Consider the following 22,416-nt stretch of genomic DNA (forward strand, 5'->3'; position numbering starts at 1 on the left):
AAGGTTGAGGTGGAAGAAGTGGCTAAAGAAATGGATTTCAAGAAAATTATTTCCAACTTGGCGAAGCTTGGTGTTTCCGCAAAACTCACAAAATCCAGAAGTGATATGTTGCAAGCATTGACGCCTGCCGTACAAGCACCACCCGTTCAAGCTAATTAAATAAAAGACCATACGAAAAGCTCACCCCCGATTAAATTCAGGAGTGAGCTTTTCGCGTTAGTTTATGTTTTAAATTTTCTTCACAAACTCCGACTTTAATTGCATGGCGCCAAATCCATCGATCTTACAATCAATATTATGGTCACCGTCGACTAAGCGAATACTTTTCACTTTCGTCCCCATTTTTAATGGATTGGAACTTCCTTTTACTTTTAAATCTTTAATGACCGTTACAGAATCTCCATCTTGTAACACGTTGCCATTTGCGTCCTTGATCTCTGGCATACCTGTTTCATCGTGTTCTTCCGTCGATCCAGGCATCCATTCGTAGGCGCATTCTGGACAAACAAGAAGGTTTCCATCTTCATATACGTATTCAGATTGGCACTTCGGACAATTTGGTAAAGTTGACATAAAAAAACCTCCCTTTCTTATACATTCTACACAATTTGTGGTTGCTCGGAAAGGGAGTCAGATTCGTTTGATGTTAGTCATTGTCATCCGCGTCGAATAAATACGTTCGCTGATGGAACTTCATACTGAAGATCAAGCCGATTGCTAACATATTACTGAACAAGGAACTTCCTCCATAACTGATAAATGGAAGAGGGATACCTGTAATAGGTAACAGCTGTATATTCATCCCGATGTTTTCAAATACGTGGAACGCAATCATCGCAATGACACCCGTACAAACATACACACTGAACGGATCGTGCAAAGAAAGAGCAACTTTCGTTAAATGGTAAATTAAAATGAAATACAGTGTGATAACTAAACAAGCACCGATAAAACCGTATTCTTCTCCTATTACACTGAAGATAAAGTCCGTGTGGTTCTCGGGGATGTATACAACGCGCTCCAGAAAGCCTTTACCCGTCAGTTGTCCTGAGCCTATTGCGGTCATTGCCGTAATCAAGTTATACCCTTCATCTGTTGGATAAGAGTAGGGGTCGAGCCACGAATAGACACGTTTGAACTGATAAGGTGAAAACCCGAATTTATCGAGCAAATCTTGTGCGAATAGTGACATCCACAGTAACCCGCCTGCGGCTGCGGCTCCTAAGGTAAAGATAGGTACGAGTAATTTCCATGAGATACCGGACACGATGACGATAGCCGCGGTAATCGAAATGAAGACGAGTGAAGTTCCAAGGTCGGGCTGCTTCATGATAAGAAACAACGGAACGACAAGCATTAGCGCAATTTTACCGAGCAACTGTAGATCTGTCGTATACGTTCTGTTAAACGAGCGTTCGTTATGTGTGCTGACCAACTTGGCAAGTCCGATAATAAAGAATGTCTTAATGAACTCGGCAGGCTGGATTGTCCCAATGACGGGTAAATGCAACCAACGTTTTGCGCTATAGCGCATTTCTGCAATTTGCCCTGGACCGCCGGGTGCCAACATGAGAAAAATCAACAAGAAAATACCAAAGCCATAGAAATACCAAGCGAACTTTTTATATTGATCGGGTTCAAAATACATGACCATTGCTACGATGAAAGAACCGAGTATATACCATCTCACTTGTTTTAAAACGAAATTCTGTGTATATTGCTCGGAGGTTTGAGCGGATCCAATGACGAAAAAACTGACAATCGCGAAAAGTAAAATGATAAAGGCAAGTGTCCAGTCGAATCGTTCACCTAGCCTGTTTGATTGTTTCAATTATGAAATCACCTTTTCTTAAGCTAGTATTCTCTTATTATAATTACCTATTATATCGCAAAACTTTTTAAGAAGTACACCCATTAATAGACGAGTTGTGAAATGATTGGTTTCTACGAAAAGAAAAAGAAGTGGAGAACGTTGGTTTTTCATTCATGAATTGGCACTGTTCATGGTAAACTGTATGAATGAAAACTACGGAATGTGAGGAGATTACATGAAAAGACGGTTAGGTTTAGTATATGGCGGGAAATCCGCGGAGCATGAAGTGTCGCTTTCTACAGCGCGCGCAGTAACAGAGGCGGTTGATTTAAGTAAATATGAAGTATTACCAATCTATATTACGATGCAAGGTGAATGGCTGAAAGGGGAGCCATTGACTGGACCGGTCACGGAGATTGAGGCATTACGTCTGAAAAGTGAACAACCACAGCCCGATCATATTGAAAGTTTTTTGCAAGGAGATATGCCTGATGTTGTTTTGCCGCTTCTTCACGGAACGAACGGAGAAGACGGAACAGTACAAGGACTATTTGAAGTCTTAAATATTCCATACGCAGGGAACGGAGTGCTCGCTTCTTCAGCAGGTATGGATAAAGTCGTCATGAAACAATTATTCGCACAAGCAGGGTTAGCACAAGTTGCATATGTCCACTTCATTCGCAGTACGTGGAAAGAACACGCTGAGCAATTATTAGATCAAGCGGAACACGAACTTACTTATCCAATGTTCGTCAAACCGGCCAACCTTGGATCAAGTGTAGGTATCAGTAAAGCAGATGATCGCGAATCGCTCAAAAAAGCGATTGAGTTGGCATTGAAATTTGACCGCAAAATTATTATAGAGCAAGGAATTGTGGCACGTGAAATTGAAATGGCGGTTTTGGGTAACGACCATCCTGAAGTATCGGTAGCAGGAGAAATCCGTCCAGTTGCTGACTTTTACGACTATGAAGCGAAATATAAAGACCAAAGCACGGAGTTATCTATTCCAGCAGAAATGCCCAATGCAGTTGCAGAGCATATGAAAGATATGGCAATCCGTGCATTTAAAGTTCTCGACTGTTCAGGACTCGTACGTGCAGACTTTTTCGTCACGACAGACAACGAAGTATTGATCAATGAAGTAAATACATTACCTGGCTTCACACCGACAAGTATGTTCCCATTACTGTGGCAAAAGTCTGGATTGACTTATCCAGAATTAATTGATCAGCTAATTGAACTGGCAGTAGAACGTCATACAGAAAAACAACAACTACAATATACAATGGACTGAGTGGAGGAAGAAACGTGAAACGAAATCTATCAACGATCCAGCAATGGCTTCAGGCAGAAGGACAGCATATCGCAGAGCAACAAGTGACAGGTGTCTGCATCGATTCACGGAATGTGAAAGCGGGGGACTTGTTCATCCCTTTTAGAGGTGAACAAGTAAATGGTCATCAATACGTCAAAGGGGCAATTGAGCAAGGTGCAATCGCGTCACTTTGGCTAAAAGATGAACCTAATCCACCGACAGGTCTACCTCTTCTATTCGTCGAGGATTCAGAGCTCGCATTACAGCAAATGGCCCGTAGCTACCGAAGTGAATTAAGGTGTACTGTCATCGGAGTCACAGGGTCGAATGGTAAAACGTCGACTAAGGATTTGGTTGCAGGGGTATTGTCACCTTATCGCAAGGTCAAGAAAACGGAAGGTAACTTCAATAATGAGCTTGGCTTGCCATTGACGTTATTATCTGTTGAAGATGACACAGAAGTCGCTATTCTTGAAATGGGGATGAGCGGCTTTGGAGAAATTTCATTTCTATCAACGCTTGCTCAACCACAGTTTACAGTCATAACCAATATTGGTGAGGCACATATGCAAGACCTAGGTTCACGCGAAGGGATTGCAAAGGCAAAATTTGAAATCATCGACGGTCTGGTGAGTGGCGGTATGTTGCTTTACGATGGTGATGAACCGTTATTAAAAGAATTAGTACATCAACAGTCAAGTTTGCGAAGTGTGTCATTCGGTTATGAACAGGCTGATTTGACTGCGCAACAAATTATATCTACCGATAAAGGTAGTGCATTCACTGTAACCGGTAAGCTTGAAGGGCAGTTTACCATTCCTGTTTACGGTTCTCATCAAGTGAAGAATGCACTGGCCGCGATTATAATTGCAAACGAGTTAGGTCTAACAGAAAAACAAATTGAAGAGTCATTGAGTGAAACAACATTAACGGATATGCGCATGCAACCTATAGCGGGGAAAAACGGTTCATTACTAATTAATGATGCATACAATGCTGCGCCCACTTCCATGCGTGCGGCGTTCCGTTTTATTGATGAAACGTCAGTCAAACAAAACAAGTGGCTTGTCCTTGGGGATATGCTAGAGCTTGGTACTGACGAACAGCGCTACCACGAAGAGCTCGCGGAGGAATTGATTACTATGAACGTAAGTGGGATTGCGCTATTTGGACCCCGTATGAAGTGGTTGTCAAACCAGTTGAAGGATTACCCTGGAGAAGTTATGTGGACAGCGAATGACACGGTATTGCTTGCGGATGCATTGCGCCCAAAACTAACAGATCAGACAGTGGTGTTGTTTAAAGGGTCTAGAGGAATGAAACTAGAACGGATCATAGAGATACTCGCAGAGGAAAAGTTGTGACAACAGGTGTTCTCATCATTCACGGATTCACGGGCGGTCCTTTTGAAATCGCACCGTTCAAAAGATTTCTAGAGAATCATACCAATTGGAAAATAGTCGTGCCTGTTTTACCGGGGCATGAAATGGATCTAGGCGTACAGAAAGGCTCCGCCAAGTCATGGATGATGGTGGGGGAATTAGCATTACGAAAACTACAGAAAGAAGTGGATGACGTCATAGTCGTCGGCTTCTCTATGGGGGGCTTGATCGCTATGTATTTGGCACTACGCTACCCAATAAAAAAGCTTATTTTACTAAGTGCTGCGGCGAAGTATATTAGTCCGCGTATTTTATTAGATGATGCCAGAATAATGATGAGGTCGTTTAGACGTAAGAACTATCCTACAGACTCGTTTTATCATCTGTATAACTATAAGCTGACAAATACACCTGTTCGTGTAGCAATAGAGTTTTTACGCGTCCTTCGCTTAGTGCGGCGGTATTATCATCAAGTCAAAACACCTGTTTTCATCGTGCAAGGAGAGCAAGATGGAATCGTTCCCGCATTTACAGCAGAGTTACTATACGAGCAACTCGGATCAAAAGAAAAACACTTGATTTATTCGAAAAATGGCAAACACCATATTTGTTATAGCGAAGATCGCCATGTGTGGTTCCCGAAAGTACTGAAGTTCATGGACGAAGACTGATTAATGGAACTTAAGCGGATTCGTTGCAGTCTTGTGTAAGCCATGGTAGAATGATGAAAGGAATTGGATACATTTACACGGCACTCTTCCGTTATATTATACGGAGAGTACTTTTTTTTGAATAAAACGGTGATTAGTAGGCAGACTAGCAATGATTTGCTGTTTTCACCGCTCGGCAAGGACCGAGCTTTCCTTGTATGTCACGGGTTTTACATTGTGCTGTATAAAAATCTGGACGCAATTACGATAAGTGTAATTGATATGACCCCTCTCAACCACAAGAATCCTTCTAGAAGATTCTTTTAACAAACCAGAGATGGATATATCGGAAACGCTCCCAACTTTCAAAGTACATGGCTCGAATTTGCCGCGCTTTCATTTGCAGATGTAACCAATTGTCAAATGGAGAAATAAAGGAGAATGAATATTTTGACTAAGTTTTCAGAATTAAATATTAGTGAAACAACACAAAACGCTTTGCTACGCATGGGGTTTGAAGAGGCAACGCCAATCCAAGAAGGTACAATCACTTTTGGTATGGAAGGCCGCGACGTAATCGGGCAAGCGCAAACAGGTACTGGTAAAACAGCAGCATTTGGTATTCCGATCATTGAAAAGTTGGATCCGAAGAGTACTGCGGTTCAAGCGCTGGTCATCGCACCAACTCGTGAATTGGCAATCCAAGTATCAGAAGAAATTTATAAAGTCGGCTACGGTAGCCGTGCGAAGGTTCTTTCTGTTTATGGCGGACAAGAAATCGGACGTCAAATTCGTGCACTTCGTAATAATCCAAACATCGTAGTCGGTACACCGGGACGTATTTTGGATCATATCAATCGTAAAACATTGAAGCTTGATCACGTTCAAACACTTGTTTTGGACGAAGCAGATGAAATGTTGAACATGGGATTCATCGAAGATATCAATACAATTCTTGCAAGCGTACCGGCCGAGCGTCAGACGTTGCTATTCTCAGCGACTATGCCTGCTCCAATCCGTAAAATTGCAGAAACTTTCATGAAAAACCCAGAAATGGTGAAAATCAAATCAAAAGAAATGACTGTTGAGAACATTGAGCAGTTCTTCGTAAAGTCTCATGAACGTGAGAAATTTGATGTGTTATCAAGATTGTTGAACGTTCAACAGCCTGAATTGGCTATCGTATTCGGACGTACAAAACGCCGGGTAGACGAGTTGGCTCATGCGCTAAGTATCCGCGGCTATATTGCTGAAGGAATTCATGGTGACTTGACACAAGCAAAGCGTATGTCAGTTTTGCGTCAGTTCAAAGACAATAAAATCGATGTACTTGTAGCGACAGATGTAGCTGCACGTGGATTGGATATCTCAGGCGTAACACACGTTTACAACTTTGACATTCCACAAGATCCAGAGAGCTATGTTCACCGTATCGGTCGTACAGGCCGTGCTGGTAAAAACGGAGTGGCTGTTACATTCGTAACACCACGTGAAATGGGTTACCTTCGTATCGTTGAGGAAACTACTAAGAAGCGTATGACTCCATTACGCCCACCGACTTCTGACGAGGCATTGCTTGAACAGAAGAAAAATGCAGTGGATTCCTTGGTGGAAGTAATTGAACAGAACAATTCAGAGGATTATGCTGGATTAGCAGCACAATTGCTTGAGAAACATGATGCGAAAGAAGTTGTGGCGGCAGCACTTAAGTCATTGACTAAGAGTGTTGATGAGACTCCTGTAACTATTTCAGAAGAGCGCCCACTACCTTCACGCAGACCATCTTCATCACGTTCTGGTGGCGGCTATAAAGGCGGCAATCGTAGCGGTGGCGGACGTTCTCAAGGAGGACGCGGCAGAAGTTCATCAGCTGGCGGATCAACTAGACGTAGTAGCGGACCTCGCGATGGCGCTAGAAGAGATGGCGGATCAAGACGCAGCAGTAGCACTCGTTCAGAACGCTAAGAATAATAAGTATAAAATCCGGGCCTGCATTATAGCAGTCCGGATTTTTTTGTCGTGAATATGATATGATCGATGAGAGTGAAACGTTTTTACAATTGTTACGTATATATCAGTAGAAATTCGAAAAGGGGTGGTCTTGTGAGACGACAACCTTCAAATCAACTATCCAAAAAAGGATTAACAGTTTGGAGACTATATGGAACGATTCAAAGTGTGATCATACTAGCAATCGCAGTTGGATTAGGTTTTTTATCATACCTTTTTGATTGGTCAAATTGGATTATGTTCGCCGTGGCAGTGGTTGTATTAGTAAATGCGTATTTATCAATTTATTTATTCCCGAAAATTCGTTGGCAACGTTGGCGCTATGAAGTGCGTGAAGCGGAAATTGAGCTTCAACATGGATTATTCATCGTCAATCGCACGCTCATTCCGATGGTGCGCGTTCAGCACGTGGATACAGCGGAAGGACCCATTTTACGTAAGTATGGTCTGGCCTCCATCACGATCTCTACTGCAGCGACTAATCATTCCATTCCTGCGCTTGTGACGGAAGAAGCAGATGAACTACGCAACCGTATTTCCACGTTTGCAAGGGTGGCGAAAGATGATGTCTGAACCACGTTATAAACTTCATTGGATATCAGCTGTTGTCGAGACGGCGAAAGCATTAAAAGAGTTGATTGGTCCGTTCGTCATCTTGGTTTTCGTGAATGGTTTCAAAGGAGAAAGTACAGCGCCATGGTATATCCAGTATTGGTCGTTGATTTTATTTGGCGTGCTTCTGGTATTTACATTAGTTTCGGGTATTGTGAAATGGCGCCGTTTTGATTACTGGTTTGAAGATCAGGAGTTGCGCATCGTATCGGGTTTGTTTGTACGGAAAAAACGTTACATTCCATTCGAACGTATTCAAAGTTTAGATTACACAGAAGGTATTTTTCATCGGCCATTTCAGTTGGTTAAGGTCAAAATTGAAACAGCAGGTTCTTCATCCGGTAAAGATGCAGAAGCTGAATTAACTGCAATCACGAAGGATGCGGCGCAACAAATTGAAAAAGAAATTAAGCAGTCGAAAAAAATGAAAGTTCTAGGTCCGGAACCGGCATTATTTGATCAAATAGAGTGGCAGTTGATACGAGAGCCGGAAGAAGTGCAGATAGTGCAGCAACCAGCACCAGTAATTTTCTCTATGACGACCAGTGACTTGCTTATGCTTGCGACAACTTCCGGTGGGATTGGAGTTATTTTATCCGGTGCGATCGTATTCCTATCGCAAATTGAGGAACTCATTCCGTATGACTGGTTGTTTGGAGAACTGAAATCTTTCATCCGCATCGGTATTTTCGTCGTTGCGATTTTAGTAGTACTTGGCTTCCTGATCGTTTGGTTGTTATCTGTCGCAATGACATTCCTTGCAAATTATGATTTCAAAGTCATACGTGAGAAAGATAATTTAGTCATCACGCGCGGGTTGCTCGAGAAGAAGCGAGTTACTGTGCCATTAAAACGTGTACAAAATATCACCATCACCGAAAATCCTATCCGTCAGCTATTCGGCTATGGCGCGGTCATCATCAATAGTGCGGGAGGAGTGGGAGAAGGTTCACGAATCAAACTTTTCCCGTTGGCAAAACGAAATAGCATGATTGAACCATTGCAGGAGCTATTTCCAAATATGGATTTCAGTGAACCGACAAAGAAAATTGGCGGAAGAGGAAAACGTTTCTATTATCGTTTTAAGTTACTTGTCACACTACTACCGATAGCGATTGTCTCGTACAACTTTTTCCCATATGGATTGCTTATGTTGCTACTGTTACCATTAGTAGGGTTGCACGGTATATGGCAATACAAAACAGCGGCCTATACCATCTTGACGAAACAATTGACGATGCGTTTTCGCACAATCAGCCGACAGACGGTGTTTACAGAGAAGAACAGGATTCAGTCAATGGAGTTAGATCAGAATTATTTCCATCGGAGAAAAAAGGTCGCGACCCTTATGGTAAACGTCAAATCTGGCATGACACTTGATGCCCCAGCCATTCGCCACATGCCGCAGGAGGATGCAGAAAAGTTCTTGTCTTGGTATGAGTTCCATCCAGAAAGCACAGAATCGCAAATAGAGCCAGACAACTAAACTTGTCTGGTTTTTGGTTCTCAATGAAAGTAGAAAGGCTGACAGGGGGTAGTGGAAATCCCCTCGTACTCACTAATTCACTCTCTACTTCATCGCAATTCAAAAAGTCAGACAAGGATACACCCTGTCTGACTTTGCATTACACTACTTTTTTCGCCAACTGACAATGTTCTTCGGATTGAAGTAGCTCAGCCCAATCAGGAAGCCTGTGAGCAGGCCTGCAATGTGGGCTGTCACGTTGATATTCGTTCCAACAAACGTCATCACAACACTAATGACGATAATCGGTAAAATAACTTGTCTCAACTGTGGAAACGCATGCTTCGTGTAATAGACAAGCGCACCAAACGCGCCGAACACGCCGAAGATCGCACCGCTTGCACCGACGTGCGTATAGGCAGCGGGTTGCACGAAGTATGTTGCGATATCACCGAATAAGCCCGCTAACATATATACTGTAATAAACCGTGCTTTCCCTGCGATTTTCTCAAGTTCCGGTCCGAAAACGAATAGCGAGAACATGTTAAATAGTAAATGCATGAAACCGCCATGCAAAAACATAGGGGTTATTAAGCGCCAATACTCTCCGTTCGCAATGAGCAAGTTGTCTCCCAAGCCGAATAAAAAGAGCTGATCGCCAATACCGGGAATTAATGTATAGATAAATATCCCGATATTTAAGGCGAGCAAAAATGTCACGACAGGATAGGCGCGAACATATTGTGAAAAGTTTTCCGTTCTTATAAACATGGTTTCACCTCAATCTTCTGTACTGATTATACATATTATTTAACTTGAAGGGAAAGGAGTTGTTCATTTTGATTCAAGGAATTGGATTAGACATCGTGGAATTAGATCGGATAGCTCGCTTGGATGGCCGTGGTGCAAAATTCAGAGAGCGTATATTGTCTAAAAGAGAACTGCAGGTATATGAAACGTTGAGTGGTCACCGTAAAAATGAATACTTGGCGGGGCGGTTCGCGGCTAAAGAGGCATTCTCAAAAGCGCGTGGGACTGGAATCGGATCAGATTGCAGTTTTCTGGACATTGAAGTCATTTCAGAAGCAAGTGGCCGCCCAGTATTGTACTTTCATAGTCAACTGGTTCAAGGGTTCATTAGCATTACGCATACCCAAAGTGTAGCGGCTGCACAAGTGGTCCTAATGGAATCGTGAAGGCGTCTAAATAGAATTTAAAACAAGCTCGCATAATCGATTCATCCCTCTCATAAGATAAGCTACCCGAATTGATTGGAGAAAGGATGAAAAGAATGCGGAAAAAAATTATCTTGTTAACAGTCGTCGCCGTTATGTTAGTACTAGGAGGATGTGGTAAACCTTCTAAAGAAGATGTTATGAAGAAACTTAGCAATAAGTGGAACGAAACAAAGGGGTATGAGTTAAATGCTTCAATGGAAATCAAAACAGGTTCAGAGCCTCGGATGTACAATGTGGAAGTATGGCATACTAAGCCAGAGTTTTACAAAGTGAATGTGACACAATCGGGGAATGAAGAGTCGCAAATGATCGTTCGTAATGAAGAAGGCGTGTTCGTTATTACGCCGTCACTCGGCAAAACATATAAATTCCAAAGTGACTGGCCGGCTCAAAACAGTCAAGGGTATCTGATCGGAACGCTTGCTGAAGATATTAAGGCGGACAAAGCAGCAGTCATGGAAGAAAAGGAAAAAGAGTATATCTTTGAAACAGCGACACGCAATAATCATAAGTCACTTTTACCAACTCAGAAAATTCATATCGATAAAAAGACTTTATTACCAAGCAAGGTGACGATTCATGATGAAGCGGGTGAAGAAAAGATTTCCATTAAGTTCGATAAAATTGCCTTAGGTGTAGAGCATAAAGTTGCAGAGTATAAGGTAGAAATGGATAAACCGAAGGCAGACGGTGATCAAGCCGATTCTGACGGAGAAGCAAAAGAAAGCGATGGGGAAGATCAGGCTAAGGTAGATCAACAAACCTACTATCCGGTTGCTAATTTACAAGGTACGACACTGTCGGAGGAGAAGAGCGTGGAAATTGAGAACGGTCAGCGTGTTATCATGACGTTCAGTGGAGATAAAGAATATGTTGTAATTCAGGAACCAGCTGAAAAGCCTTTGAATCAAATGCCTGTATCCATCGAGGGTGATCCAGTTGATCTAGGTTTCGCAGTAGCGGCATTGACGGATAAATCCATTCACTGGGAAGCGAATGGCATGGCGTTCTTTGTTGCATCCGACATGTTAAGTAAAGAAGAATTAATCACTGTAGCAAATGCGATGACAGCGACAGAATCCAAATAACAATGCCTAAATCAATTGACTAGACTATGCCTTAGGATAGATAATTATTTCATGCGACAGTCTATCCTGTAAAGAGGTGGAAGGAAATGTTTAACGAAACACAATATCGCCCAACACGAGCGGTTATTAATACAGCAGCTATTGAGCAAAATGCACAACACCTTATTTCTTATTTACCTAGAGAAACAAAGTTGATCGCGGTCGTCAAATCGGATGGATACGGTCATGGAGTAGCGCAGGCTGCTTCCGCTGCATTGCAAGCGGGAGCAGACATGTTTGCCGTTGCCACCCCTGATGAAGCGATGACGCTCAGGAAAACACAACCGACCACCGATATTCTCGTGCTGGGATTTTCACCGGTATCATTTGCGGCTGTAGCGGCAAAACATCGCATTATTTTGACGGTCACAAGTGAAAATTGGGTAAAACAAGTACGTGCACAACAGCCATTTGATAATAAATGTAGGATTCATGTAAAAATCGACAGTGGAATGGGTAGAATTGGAGTGCGGACTGAAGAGGAGCTAACGCGATTGGTGAAGTCTATTCAACAGTCCGATTTATCTATTGATGGTGTATTCACGCATTTTGCACGTGCAGATGAAGAAAATCGGGAACCAACACAGCGACAGTTTGAACGATTCATGCGCTTAGTGAGTTGTTTGCCTGAAAAACCGCGTCTCATTCATGCGTCAAATAGCGCGGGGATTTTGTTGTTTCCTGAATACGCACTTGACGCTGTCCGTTTTGGCATAAGCTTGTACGGTATTCCGCCGTCTCATAATGTCGCTAAGCAGTTGCCGTTTAAGCTGGAACGAGCGTTGACGATTGAAACCGAATTAACTTACGTGAAACAGATGGCGGCTGGCGAGGAGATTAGCTATGGTGGTACGTATAAAGCAGCTGAAGGTGAATGGATCGGTACATTACCAGTGGGCTATGCGGATGGGCTGAGGCGTTCGCTAAGAGGTCAGGAAGTACTGATCGATGGCAAGAGGGTACCAATTGTTGGCACCATTTGTATGGACCAATGCATGATCCGATTACCACGTGAATATCCCGAAGGTGAAAAGGTAATATTGATCGGCAAACAGGGAAACGAAGAAATAATGATAGAAGAATGGTCTGAACGCCTAAATACGATACCCTATGAAGTGGCTGTAACAATTTCTACACGAATACCTAGAGTCTATACGTAAAAAACGTCGAAACTATCTGGCGAAATATATGACGCGACGGCCCTTCAATTCGACATACTACTGACGAAACTAGTATTTCTTGTCAAAACACTTCAAACCTTGTCTTTTCATATTCCAATATAAATGGTAAGATAGAAATGATATAGAAATAGAGGGATGGGTTTGTCGGAGGTGCTCGATTTGCGTACGGATAAAAACGATAAAAGAATACTTAGTATAGCCTCAACCAGATTGCAACAGCAAAATGAAGACGCGATCTTTCAATGGGAGCAAGTGCAAGAAGATTTCGTTTATACGACAGATGTGAAACATATCAAACATGGTGAAGCTTCCTTATTACGTGAAGCCATGATTAGAGGTTATGTGGAAATGTCGCAAATCAACCTCAACATAGCGGCAGAATGTTTATATGCGGAATTTGAAGCTCAGCATACCGTAGAACGTTGCGTCAGCGGAGGATGAAAAGTTGGCAATTAAACGCGGAGACGTCTTTTTTGCAGATTTGTCACCTGTAGTCGGTTCTGAACAGGGTGGGACCAGACCGGTACTAATCATCCAAAATGATATCGGTAACCGATTCAGTCCTACAGTGATTGTGGCAGCCATTACTGCACAAATACAAAAAGCAAAATTGCCGACACATGTCGAAATTACAGCGGCACGGCATGGATTCGAGCGGGATTCAGTCATCCTGCTCGAGCAAGTCCGCACAATCGACAAGTCAAGGCTTACAGACAAAATAACACACTTAGACGATGCGTTAATGAAGCAAGTCGACGAAGCTTTACAAGTAAGCTTCGGACTTATTAAATTTTAGCATACATATACTACTAACTTTTATTGCAGATGGCGCCAGTAACTAATGGCCCCTGAAAACACTATAGCCAACCGGTTATAGTGTTTTTTTTATAGTAATTTCGAAAAAAGATGGTTAAAAACATGTAGTTTGCAGTGGAATTCGATACAATAGAGATAATTGAAGATGTAGGGAGGAACAAATAACGATGAACGAAGTCATGAAAAAAGGTATAGCCGAGAATATTGATGTAATCACTACGCGCTGGGTAGAAGAAATGAAAGAGAATGCTGATGAGCGTTTTCTGGATTTAATGCCAGTAGCTGTAGTAGCTACAACTAGTAGAGAATTTGCAGAATTGATGACATCAAATCTTTCGTACCGCGAAACAGTGGACAAGGCACGATTGGATGAATTCACGGAGAAAGTCATTCATTTTGGATGGTCAATTAAGTTTATCAATCGGGCAATTGATACGTTTTCTACCGTCGTATATAATCTATTCTTTGAGAAGGGGATCTTACAAGACTCCAACTTGCGCGAAGGGATTACTATCTTCTCAAACTGGATCAGTCCGCTAAGGGAGAGCATCATTGAAGAATATGCTACGAAGTGGGAACGTACGGACAGCTTGCAGAAGATTGCATTGCAAGAACTATCGGCTTCTTTGATTCCGGTATTCGACAAGATATCTGTCATGCCGTTAGTCGGTACAATTGATACAGAGCGTGCGAAATTGATTATGGAAAATCTATTGGAAGGGGTTGTCAAGCAACGCGCTGAAGTCGTGTTACTTGATATTACAGGTGTTCCGGTAGTAGATACGATGGTTGCGCACCATATCATCCAAGCGGCAGACGCGGTTCGTCTAGTTGGTGCGAAATGTATGCTAGTTGGAATTCGTCCAGAAATCGCGCAGACTATTGTGACTCTAGGTATTAATCTTACAGACTTCTCAACGACAAGCACGTTACGCAGAGGGATGCAGAAGGCGCTTGAAATGACAGGACGGACAATTGTGGAGGAGGAAAAGTAGTATGAAGATGCGAATCCCAATTCTAAAGCTAAAAGACACGTTGATTGTATCTATTCAAGTAGAACTTGATGATCAGACCGCTTTACAATTCCAGGAAGATTTATTGAATCAATTGCATAAAACGTCTGCACGAGGCGTTGTAATTGATTTGACACCCATTGACTTTATTGATTCATTCATTGCAAAAGTGCTAGGTGATGTTATTCATATGACAAGTCTGATGGGTGCGAAAGTAGTTATCACAGGTATTCAACCATCTGTAGCCATCACGTTAATTGAATTAGGTATCCGTTTAGAGAACGTGACAACTGCATTAGATCTAGAGAATGGGCTAGAGAAATTGACTAGAGAATTGGAGGCCTGACCATGGAACACAGGTCTTCTATAGAGATCAAGACGGAGTGGGATATTGTTGCCGCTAGACAATTGGGTCGTAATGAGGCGAAAAGTACGGGCTTTGGGACAGTCGACCAAGCGAGAATAACGACTGCCATAAGTGAATTAGCAAGGAATATATATCTTTACGCAGGAAAAGGTCGAATTGAAATTGCGCCTATCACAGTAGGCAACCGGGTTGGTTTACTTATTACTGCTTCCGATGAAGGACCAGGAATTCCCGATTTGCAAAAAGTTATGACAGATGGCTATACAACTTCCGGAGGATTGGGTGCAGGAATGCCAGGAGTTAAACGATTGATGGATGATTTTCGTATAGAAACAGAAGTGGGCGTAGGTACCACTATTACAGCGACGAAATGGTTGCACTAGGAGTTGAAGGGTATTGCCACAAGAGGCGGGTAAGCAGTATAAGCAAATGCTGGAGAATTATCTGCACTCCAAAGGAGAAGAAGATCTCTATTTGGGACAGCAATTCAGCCGCAGCTTCATAGAAAAAAGTATTGCGCCGGAAGACGTCATAAGTATTCATAAAAATTCTATTGAAGAATTAATTAAAGATTTGCCGGCCGATGTCAGCGTGTCATTCGATTTTTTAATTGAAATGATGATTCATTATGGACTGGCGCTTAAAGAGCATCAGAGCTTGATCCGCAAACAAGAAGCCATTCAAACAGAGATGGATATTGCTGTTAGAGTACAAAACACTTTGTTGCAAACGACAACTCCTGTGTTGGAGGGTCTCGATATAGGTTGGATTTCCAGACCATCGAAGCAAATGAATGGAGATTATGTGTATTTTCTAAAGGAAACAGAACAAGAAGTTTGCTTGGCTGTAGCAGACATAATCGGAAAAGGCATGTCAGCAGCTATGCATATGTCTATGGTGAAGTTTGGTATGGATAGTCTGCGATATGAGAAAAGAAATCCTTTTGAAGTATTGAGCTTTATTAATAAAATGGTGGAACAAAGCATTGCTGATTCTATGTTTATTTCCATGTTTTATGGAAAATACGATACCAAAAATTCGGTATTTCGCTATTCTTCGGCTGGACATGAGCCGGCTCTATTTTATCGTGCGGCGGAAGATTCGTACAGTTTGCTTGAAAGTAAAGGTCTGTTACTCGGTGTTCAAGAAGAAGCGGTATATGAAGAACGAACAGTGCGTCTTGAAGATAATGATTTCATTGCAATTATGACGGATGGTGTAACGGAAACCAGAACTGATATAGGTTTCATTGAAATGGATATTATAGAAAACTTATTGCGGGAAGTACGTTTGGAAAGTGCACAAGCGATGGTTGACTATTTATTTAACGAGCTTTCTAAAATGCAGGATTATGAATTGCATGATGACTTTACGCTCGTAGTTTTGAAAAAAACGAAATAAAGGTTTAAGAAATTAAAGAATGGGTATAAAACAATGAGTGTGAAGTGGGTATGATTAAGTTGTACCTTCATAGAAAATAGAGAAATGATCGGGGTGTCGAAATGAATTTACAAGTTGAGCAAGTTGATAAAGATCTCGTACATAACTTTAAAGTTATCGGAGAGATCGATATATATACAGCGCCAAAGTTGAAAGAGCATTTGGCAACATTGGAGTTAGTAGAAGGAATTGAAGTGGAATTAGACCTATCCGAAGTGAATTATATGGACAGTACAGGCTTAGGCATATTTGTCGGATTCTATAAAGAAGTAAAAGCGTATAATGGAAAATTAGTGATTAAAGGACTAAACCAACGCCTTTACCGTTTGTTTGAAATCACGGGCCTCAATGAGATTATGGAGATAGAACAATCTAAAGGTGGCGAAGACAATGCAAGCGTTTGATTACATTGAAATAAAAGTTCCGGCAAAAGCCCAGTACGTAGGTGTAGCCCGTTTAGCTATATCAGGTCTTGCGAGTCGCATAGGGTTTACATATGATGAAATTGAAGACTTGAAGATCGCTGCAAGTGAAGCGGTGACGAATGCTGTGCAACACGCATACAATGGTGAAAAAACGGGTGAAGTAATCCTAGGGTGTGCCCTGTATAAAGATCGCCTAGAAATTGTTGTGACAGATCATGGTCAAAGCTTTGATTTTGAAGAAACAAAGAAAAAAGTTGGTCCTTATCAAGACTGGAATGAAGAATCGCCACTTAGAGAAGGTGGATTGGGACTGTACTTAATGGAAACTTTAATGGATGAAGTCAAAGTTGACCATGGGGAGGGTGTCATTGTTTTCATGACCAAATATTTGGGCAGAGAGCGGGGAGAGGACCATGTCAAATCAACAGTCTTCTCGTGACAATGAGACAAAAGAGCAAGTCATTAAATGGATACATGAATACCAGGAGAATAATGACGACTATGCGCAGACGCAACTAGTCCTACATTATGAGCGACTGGTACACTCAATCGCGCGCAAATACTCGCGTGGACAATCGCATCATGAAGACATTGTCCAGGCGGGAATGCTAGGACTATTAGGCGCAATACGAAGATATGATCCCGAACAAGGACGGAATTTCGAGGCGTTTGCTGTACCGACAATTATCGGGGAAATCAAACGTTTCCTTCGTGATAAAACATGGGCTGTTCATGTGCCGCGAAGAATCAAGGAGTTAGGGCCGAAAATCAAAGCGGCGGTTGAAACGTTAACGACTGAATTTCAGCGATCGCCAATGGTCTATGAAATAGCGGAATACCTAGGTACTGATGAGGAATTAGTGCTTGAGGCGATGGAGATGGGCAGAAGCTATCAAGCGCTATCAATTGACCATACATTAGACGCGGATTCAGAAGGTGGAACCATTACACTGCTTGATATTATTGGTGAGACGGATGACGGTTTTGAAAAAACAGATCAGCGTATGCTAGTCTTGAATGCACTGAACGTTTTAACTGAGCGTGAACGTCAGATTATCCAGTATACATATATCGATCAGATGAGTCAGAAAGAAGCCGGAGAATTACTTGATATTTCTCAAATGCATGTTTCGAGACTGCAACGGAAAGCAATTAAGAAGTTGCAAGAAGTAATCCTAACGAGTGGTGGTGCAAATTAGTGGAAACTTTTGAGAATGACTATGTAGAGGCATATATATTCCAACAGTCCAAAAAAGGTAATAAAGATTCTGGGGATGCATACTACATTCATTCAGATGAAGATTATTTCATCTGTGCTATTGCAGACGGCTTAGGCAGTGGAACAGAAGCGAAAGAATCTGCTGAAATAATTCCACAAGTCTTAAAGTTGTATCACCATGAATCACCTGACGATTTGTTACTGCGTTGCAATAAACAGATGTTACATAAACGTGGCGCGGCAGTAGGGATTGTAAAAGTGTATTTTGAACAACAAACTTTGGAATATAGTTGTGTCGGTAACATTCGAATCTATATCCTACAATCAAATGGTCAGATGATTTATCCTTTGCCAGTAATGGGTTATCTATCCGGACAACCACAATCGCCCCGTACGCAAAGGTATCCTTATAACAAGAATGACCGGTTCTTCCTCCATTCTGATGGCGTAAACTTGCGAAGTCCTAAAAAGTACTTGCAAGAAAACACCACTTCTTATCAATTATATAAAAAGGTTGAACGTACAATTGAAGATAATGATGATGCGACATTCATCGCAGCAAGCCTGCTTCATTAAGTTGAAGCGGCTTTTTTGTGTTTGAAAATAAAATAGTTGCAGAAGGAAACTGCGTTAGAAACATGCTATTATATGGAAAGAAGAGAGGGTGGTTGAATTGTCAAAAGATCTTATGGAAGCAACAGCAAGCCGCGCAGGAATCAGTAAAAGCCAAACGGCAAGTGTCATCGCTCTGTTGGAAGAAGGCAACACTGTACCTTTTATTGCGCGTTATCGAAAAGAAGCAACAGGTTCACTTGATGAAGTGCAGATCAAGGAAATTGAAGACGCCTATCATTATATCAAGTCGCTTGAACAGCGAAAAGAAGAAGTTCTGCGTTTAATCGATGAACAAGGGAAGTTGGATGATACGTTAAAGGTAGATATTGAGCGTGCAACGGTATTGCAACGAATCGAAGACTTGTACCGCCCTTATAAACAAAAACGACGTACGAAAGCGATGATTGCGATTGAAAACGGCTTGGAACCTCTTGCTGACCAATTAATACAGCAGTCATCTGTGAATATTGAGACTACAGCACAAGCCTATATCAATCTTGAAAAAGAAATTCTTACAATAGAAGATGCGTTAGAAGGCGCTAAGTTCATCATTGCCGAAAGAGTATCGGAAGACGCGACAATGCGTGAAAAGATTCGTAAAATCACATGGGCATCTGGGAAACTGACTGCTACCCTGAAAAAGGACGCGGAAGATGAGCGGAAAATTTTTGAAAACTACTATGAATATGAAGAACCACTCAGTAAAATCGTGCCTCACCGCGTTTTAGCTATCAATCGAGGAGAAAAAGAGAATGTGCTACGTGTGGGGGTTGGATTCCCGGCTGATCGCATCATTGGGGATCTCGAGCGTACGTATCTAAAGCGACACCCTTCTTCATCTGCGGTATATATAAAAGAAGCGTTAGAGGATTCTTTCAAACGATTAATTGCCCCTTCAATAGAGAGAGAAGTACGAACGACGTTAACTGAAAAAGCAGAAACGCAGGCAATTCACGTGTTTTCGGAAAATCTTCGGAGCCTTCTATTACAGCCGCCGTTAAAAGGTAGAACGGTACTAGGCGTAGATCCGGCGTTCAGAACAGGATGTAAACTTGCGGTAGTAGACGAAACGGGAAAGCTTCAGGATATCTCTGTCATATATCCTCACCCACCGAAGCCGCAGAAAGAAGCGTCAAAAAAAGTAATACTCGATTTATTGAAGAAATATCCGATATCTATTATTGCGATTGGTAACGGAACTGCATCACGCGAGACAGAAAAGTTCATCGCCGATCTAATTAAAGAAGTGGATGAGCCGGTTTCTTACGTAATTGTCAATGAAGCAGGAGCGAGTGTATATTCAGCATCTGCAAAAGCACGGGAAGAGTTCCCGGACCTGCAGGTAGAGCAAAGAAGTGCGGTATCCATTGCGCGAAGACTGCAAGATCCTTTGTCTGAACTTGTGAAAATTGATCCGGAATCTATTGGTGTGGGGCAATACCAGCATGACGTAGCAAAAAAGAATTTGACAGAATCACTTTCATTTGTCGTGGAAACAGCGGTGAACCGAGTAGGGGTGAATGTCAATACTGCTTCATCTTCGCTATTACAGTACGTTTCAGGTCTGTCAAAAGCTGTGGCGGAGAACATTGTCAAAGCTAGGGAAGATGCAGGTAAGTTCACAAAGCGTACAGAATTGAAAAAAGTACCGAGGCTCGGTGCGAAAACGTATGAACAGGCCATTGGCTTCTTACGCATACCGGAATCAAAAGAGCGCTTTGACTCGACAGGAATTCATCCAGAGAGTTATAAAGTAGCAGAAGCAGTATTGAAAAAGTTGCAACTCGACAAATCCCAGCTTGGTACAGAAGAAGCGACGACCGCTCTTGAACACGTGGATATCCCGACACTTGCTGCGCAGTTAGACGTGGGAGAGATCACATTGCAAGATATCATCCAAACATTACAGCGGCCAAATCGTGACCCGCGTGACGATTATCCGCAACCTTTATTGAAAGCGGATGTACTCGATATTAAAGATGTACATGAAGGAATGGAAATGCAGGGAACAGTGCGCAACGTAGTGGATTTCGGTGCATTTATAGACATAGGTGTTTCGGAAGATGGATTAGTTCACATATCCAAAATGAAAAATGGCTATGTCAAGCATCCTTTAGATGTAGTGGCATCTGGTGATATTGTTACAGTATGGATTGATTCTGTTGATCGTCAGAAAGGGCGTATCGCATTATCCATGCTTCCCCTTAAGAAATAAAGGAGAGAATCAGCATGTCAGAAGAATATTTACAGCAGCTGGTTGAACAGATTTCATTGGAAATTTTCCATAAGCCGTTTGTCCATCAAGCGATTTTTAATAGTAGACTGCGGACGACGGGTGGTCGCTACAAGTTAAGTAATCATTATATAGAGATTAATCCGTTAGTGATTAAGCTTCATGATGAAGAAGAATTAATCGGGATCATTAAACATGAACTTTGCCATTATCACCTTCATATAGAAGGAAAGGGATATAAACACGGAGATTCGGATTTTAAAAAGCTGCTAAAAGAGACGAATTCACCCCGTCATTGCAAGCCACTTACGGAACGCCGAGCGAAAAGTACAATAATCCATTTATATCGTTGTACAGCTTGCGGATTGGATTATCCTAGACGCAGAAGAATGAATTGTGCGAAGTATCGCTGTGGAAAATGTGCAGGGGAGATTTCAAAAGTGAAGTGAAGACATAAAAGGCATTCAATCTTAGCGATTGGATGCCTTTTATATAATGGGACAAACAGAAGTGAAAGAAGACTTTGTGGCTTGAGATTTTTTAATTGAAAAGGTTGTCATATCAACGATTCAAAGCGCATTGAAAAGTTATTTAAAAAAGATTGCTTAAAAAGGTTGACGAACGGTAAGACCCTGTCTATAATAGTAAAAGTCGACTAAGACAAGCGCAACAAACGGTTTGCTTGCTGAAGCGTCAATATAACTTAGGCCCCTTGGTCAAGCGGTTAAGACACCGCCCTTTCACGGCGGTATCACGGGTTCGAATCCCGTAGGGGTCACTTTTAATAAAACAAACAAATCCCTGAAGATTTGATAGTAGGTTATCATTGATGGGGTATAGCCAAGCGGTAAGGCAACGGACTTTGACTCCGTCACTCGTTGGTTCGAATCCAGCTACCCCAGCCATTTTTACTGCGTATTACACGCGTTAAAGAGATCAAAGGTATTTGGAATGATTTGTTCCTTTCATTTTAATATGAGCCGTTAGCTCAGTCGGTAGAGCATCTGACTTTTAATCAGAGGGTCACAGGTTCGAATCCTGTACGGCTCACCATTCAATTTAAAAAAGTTTAAAAAGTTTTTAAGAAAGCTCTTGACTTATTAAACTGAAGGTGTATACTAGTAATTGTCGCTAAAACAAAGCGGTAGTGGCGGAACGGCAGACGCGCTAGGTTGAGGGCCTAGTGGGGGTTAACCCTGTGGAGGTTCAAATCCTCTTTACCGCACCAAACATTCTCACCATTACAATTCAATTACAAATTATATGCGGGTATAGTTTAGTGGTAAAACCTCAGCCTTCCAAGCTGATGATGGGAGTTCGATTCTCCCTACCCGCTCCATTATTTTAAAAACAAATGTACCTTGAAAACTGAACAGCAAAACGTTAACGAAATACAGTTTGTGCACCTAACGGTGACACAAACAAAATGAGTATCTTAATTGATGCCAGCAAATGAAACTCGAGCTAATCGAATTTTCATTTTACTGACTGA

At 42.0% G+C, this 22,416-nt stretch carries 25 protein-coding genes and 5 tRNA genes; 27 read left to right on the forward strand and 3 right to left on the reverse strand.

Annotated features, from left to right (window positions below; translation table 11 throughout):
- The first annotated feature begins 18 nt into the window (after positions 1 to 18).
- Positions 19 to 159 carry an Lmo0850 family protein gene (locus CSV67_RS16720; protein WP_198166092.1) on the forward strand — a complete coding sequence of 47 codons (141 nt, stop codon included), beginning with the start codon at positions 19 to 21 and terminating at the stop codon, positions 157 to 159.
- Between the two features lie 69 nt (positions 160 to 228).
- Here CSV67_RS16720 and CSV67_RS15305 read toward each other — a convergent pair whose 3' ends face one another.
- Both CSV67_RS15305 and CSV67_RS15310 read right to left on the reverse strand, forming a co-directional pair.
- Positions 229 to 573 carry a zinc ribbon domain-containing protein YjdM gene (locus tag CSV67_RS15305; RefSeq protein ID WP_099632470.1) on the reverse strand — a complete coding sequence of 115 codons (345 nt, stop codon included), beginning with the start codon at positions 571 to 573 and terminating at the stop codon, positions 229 to 231.
- A gap of 73 nt (positions 574 to 646) precedes the next feature.
- Positions 647 to 1,831: an FtsW/RodA/SpoVE family cell cycle protein gene (locus tag CSV67_RS15310; RefSeq protein WP_099632471.1), complete on the reverse strand. Its 1,185-nt coding sequence runs from the start codon at positions 1,829 to 1,831 to the stop codon at positions 647 to 649.
- A gap of 217 nt (positions 1,832 to 2,048) precedes the next feature.
- Between CSV67_RS15310 and CSV67_RS15315 the strand changes: the two genes are divergently transcribed.
- The 6 genes from CSV67_RS15315 (at position 2,049) to CSV67_RS15340 (ending at position 9,271) form a co-directional block, all read left to right on the forward strand.
- Positions 2,049 to 3,110 (forward strand): D-alanine--D-alanine ligase, encoded by a 1,062-nt coding sequence (locus CSV67_RS15315; RefSeq protein WP_099632472.1) that lies wholly within the window; start codon positions 2,049 to 2,051, stop codon positions 3,108 to 3,110.
- Between the two features lie 14 nt (positions 3,111 to 3,124).
- The gene (locus tag CSV67_RS15320) at positions 3,125 to 4,495 is read left to right on the forward strand and encodes a UDP-N-acetylmuramoyl-tripeptide--D-alanyl-D-alanine ligase (protein ID WP_099632473.1); all 1,371 of its coding nucleotides are present in this window, start codon (positions 3,125 to 3,127) and stop codon (positions 4,493 to 4,495) included.
- On the forward strand, positions 4,492 to 5,184 hold the full coding sequence (locus CSV67_RS15325; RefSeq protein ID WP_099632474.1) for an alpha/beta hydrolase: 693 nt from the start codon (positions 4,492 to 4,494) through the stop codon (positions 5,182 to 5,184). The genes CSV67_RS15320 and CSV67_RS15325 overlap by 4 nt, the downstream gene beginning before the upstream one ends.
- 429 nt (positions 5,185 to 5,613) lie before the next feature.
- Positions 5,614 to 7,128, forward strand: coding sequence for a degradosome RNA helicase CshA (cshA, locus tag CSV67_RS15330; protein WP_099632475.1), 1,515 nt, complete (start codon positions 5,614 to 5,616; stop codon positions 7,126 to 7,128).
- 138 nt (positions 7,129 to 7,266) lie between these two features.
- The gene (locus CSV67_RS15335; RefSeq protein WP_099632476.1) at positions 7,267 to 7,746 is read left to right on the forward strand and encodes a PH domain-containing protein; all 480 of its coding nucleotides are present in this window, start codon (positions 7,267 to 7,269) and stop codon (positions 7,744 to 7,746) included.
- A complete protein-coding gene (locus CSV67_RS15340) occupies positions 7,739 to 9,271 on the forward strand; it encodes a PH domain-containing protein (protein ID WP_233192633.1) in 1,533 nt (510 codons plus the stop codon). Before CSV67_RS15335 ends, CSV67_RS15340 begins: the two co-directional genes overlap by 8 nt.
- Before the next feature lie 144 nt (positions 9,272 to 9,415).
- Here the strand turns inward: CSV67_RS15340 and CSV67_RS15345 are convergent, their stop codons facing one another.
- Positions 9,416 to 10,021: a rhomboid family intramembrane serine protease gene (locus tag CSV67_RS15345; RefSeq protein WP_099632478.1), complete on the reverse strand. Its 606-nt coding sequence runs from the start codon at positions 10,019 to 10,021 to the stop codon at positions 9,416 to 9,418.
- Positions 10,022 to 10,089: 68 nt separating this feature from the next.
- Here CSV67_RS15345 and acpS point away from each other — a divergent pair, with 68 nt between their 5' ends.
- The 20 genes from acpS to CSV67_RS15445 all read left to right on the forward strand — a co-directional run bounded on the left by acpS (position 10,090) and on the right by CSV67_RS15445 (position 22,263).
- Complete coding sequence (gene acpS, locus CSV67_RS15350) at positions 10,090 to 10,446, forward strand: holo-ACP synthase (protein WP_099632479.1); 357 nt, start codon at positions 10,090 to 10,092, stop codon at positions 10,444 to 10,446.
- Positions 10,447 to 10,541: 95 nt separating this feature from the next.
- Entirely contained in the window at positions 10,542 to 11,576 is a 1,035-nt protein-coding gene (locus CSV67_RS15355) for a LolA family protein (RefSeq protein ID WP_099632480.1), read from the forward strand.
- Positions 11,577 to 11,662: 86 nt separating this feature from the next.
- Complete coding sequence (gene alr / locus CSV67_RS15360; RefSeq protein ID WP_099632481.1) at positions 11,663 to 12,775, forward strand: alanine racemase; 1,113 nt, start codon at positions 11,663 to 11,665, stop codon at positions 12,773 to 12,775.
- A 156-nt stretch (positions 12,776 to 12,931) separates the two neighbouring features.
- The gene (locus CSV67_RS17085) at positions 12,932 to 13,237 is read left to right on the forward strand and encodes a transcriptional regulator (RefSeq protein ID WP_099628036.1); all 306 of its coding nucleotides are present in this window, start codon (positions 12,932 to 12,934) and stop codon (positions 13,235 to 13,237) included.
- Between the two features lie 4 nt (positions 13,238 to 13,241).
- Positions 13,242 to 13,592 (forward strand): type II toxin-antitoxin system PemK/MazF family toxin, encoded by a 351-nt coding sequence (locus CSV67_RS15370; protein WP_029054722.1) that lies wholly within the window; start codon positions 13,242 to 13,244, stop codon positions 13,590 to 13,592.
- 187 nt (positions 13,593 to 13,779) lie between these two features.
- Entirely contained in the window at positions 13,780 to 14,607 is an 828-nt protein-coding gene (locus tag CSV67_RS15375) for an RsbT co-antagonist protein RsbRA (RefSeq protein ID WP_099632482.1), read from the forward strand.
- Between the two features lies 1 nt (position 14,608).
- Entirely contained in the window at positions 14,609 to 14,971 is a 363-nt protein-coding gene (locus CSV67_RS15380) for an STAS domain-containing protein (protein ID WP_083034138.1), read from the forward strand.
- Positions 14,972 to 14,973: 2 nt separating this feature from the next.
- On the forward strand, positions 14,974 to 15,375 hold the full coding sequence (locus tag CSV67_RS15385; RefSeq protein WP_099632483.1) for an anti-sigma regulatory factor: 402 nt from the start codon (positions 14,974 to 14,976) through the stop codon (positions 15,373 to 15,375).
- Between the two features lie 13 nt (positions 15,376 to 15,388).
- A complete protein-coding gene (locus CSV67_RS15390; RefSeq protein ID WP_199173199.1) occupies positions 15,389 to 16,393 on the forward strand; it encodes a PP2C family protein-serine/threonine phosphatase in 1,005 nt (334 codons plus the stop codon).
- Between the two features lie 101 nt (positions 16,394 to 16,494).
- On the forward strand, positions 16,495 to 16,836 hold the full coding sequence (locus tag CSV67_RS15395) for an STAS domain-containing protein (RefSeq protein ID WP_099632484.1): 342 nt from the start codon (positions 16,495 to 16,497) through the stop codon (positions 16,834 to 16,836).
- The gene (gene rsbW / locus CSV67_RS15400) at positions 16,823 to 17,296 is read left to right on the forward strand and encodes an anti-sigma B factor RsbW (RefSeq protein ID WP_099632485.1); all 474 of its coding nucleotides are present in this window, start codon (positions 16,823 to 16,825) and stop codon (positions 17,294 to 17,296) included. The genes CSV67_RS15395 and rsbW overlap by 14 nt, the downstream gene beginning before the upstream one ends.
- Positions 17,271 to 18,056 (forward strand): RNA polymerase sigma factor SigB, encoded by a 786-nt coding sequence (gene sigB, locus CSV67_RS15405; protein ID WP_099632486.1) that lies wholly within the window; start codon positions 17,271 to 17,273, stop codon positions 18,054 to 18,056. The genes rsbW and sigB overlap by 26 nt, the downstream gene beginning before the upstream one ends.
- Complete coding sequence (locus tag CSV67_RS15410; protein WP_099632487.1) at positions 18,056 to 18,652, forward strand: PP2C family serine/threonine-protein phosphatase; 597 nt, start codon at positions 18,056 to 18,058, stop codon at positions 18,650 to 18,652. The genes sigB and CSV67_RS15410 overlap by 1 nt, the downstream gene beginning before the upstream one ends.
- 112 nt (positions 18,653 to 18,764) lie before the next feature.
- Positions 18,765 to 20,906 (forward strand): Tex family protein, encoded by a 2,142-nt coding sequence (locus CSV67_RS15415; protein ID WP_099632493.1) that lies wholly within the window; start codon positions 18,765 to 18,767, stop codon positions 20,904 to 20,906.
- A gap of 14 nt (positions 20,907 to 20,920) precedes the next feature.
- Positions 20,921 to 21,373 carry a SprT family protein gene (locus CSV67_RS15420; protein ID WP_099632488.1) on the forward strand — a complete coding sequence of 151 codons (453 nt, stop codon included), beginning with the start codon at positions 20,921 to 20,923 and terminating at the stop codon, positions 21,371 to 21,373.
- A 257-nt stretch (positions 21,374 to 21,630) separates the two neighbouring features.
- Positions 21,631 to 21,702, forward strand: a tRNA-Glu gene (locus CSV67_RS15425).
- 52 nt (positions 21,703 to 21,754) lie between these two features.
- Positions 21,755 to 21,829: transfer RNA gene (locus CSV67_RS15430), tRNA-Gln, on the forward strand.
- A gap of 72 nt (positions 21,830 to 21,901) precedes the next feature.
- Positions 21,902 to 21,977: transfer RNA gene (locus tag CSV67_RS15435), tRNA-Lys, on the forward strand.
- Positions 21,978 to 22,065: 88 nt separating this feature from the next.
- Positions 22,066 to 22,152, forward strand: a tRNA-Leu gene (locus CSV67_RS15440).
- A 37-nt stretch (positions 22,153 to 22,189) separates the two neighbouring features.
- A tRNA-Gly gene (locus CSV67_RS15445) sits at positions 22,190 to 22,263 on the forward strand.
- Positions 22,264 to 22,416: the final 153 nt, after the last annotated feature.

Source organism: Sporosarcina sp. P2, assembly GCF_002743255.1.
Classification (GTDB): Bacteria; Bacillota; Bacilli; order Bacillales_A; family Planococcaceae; genus Sporosarcina.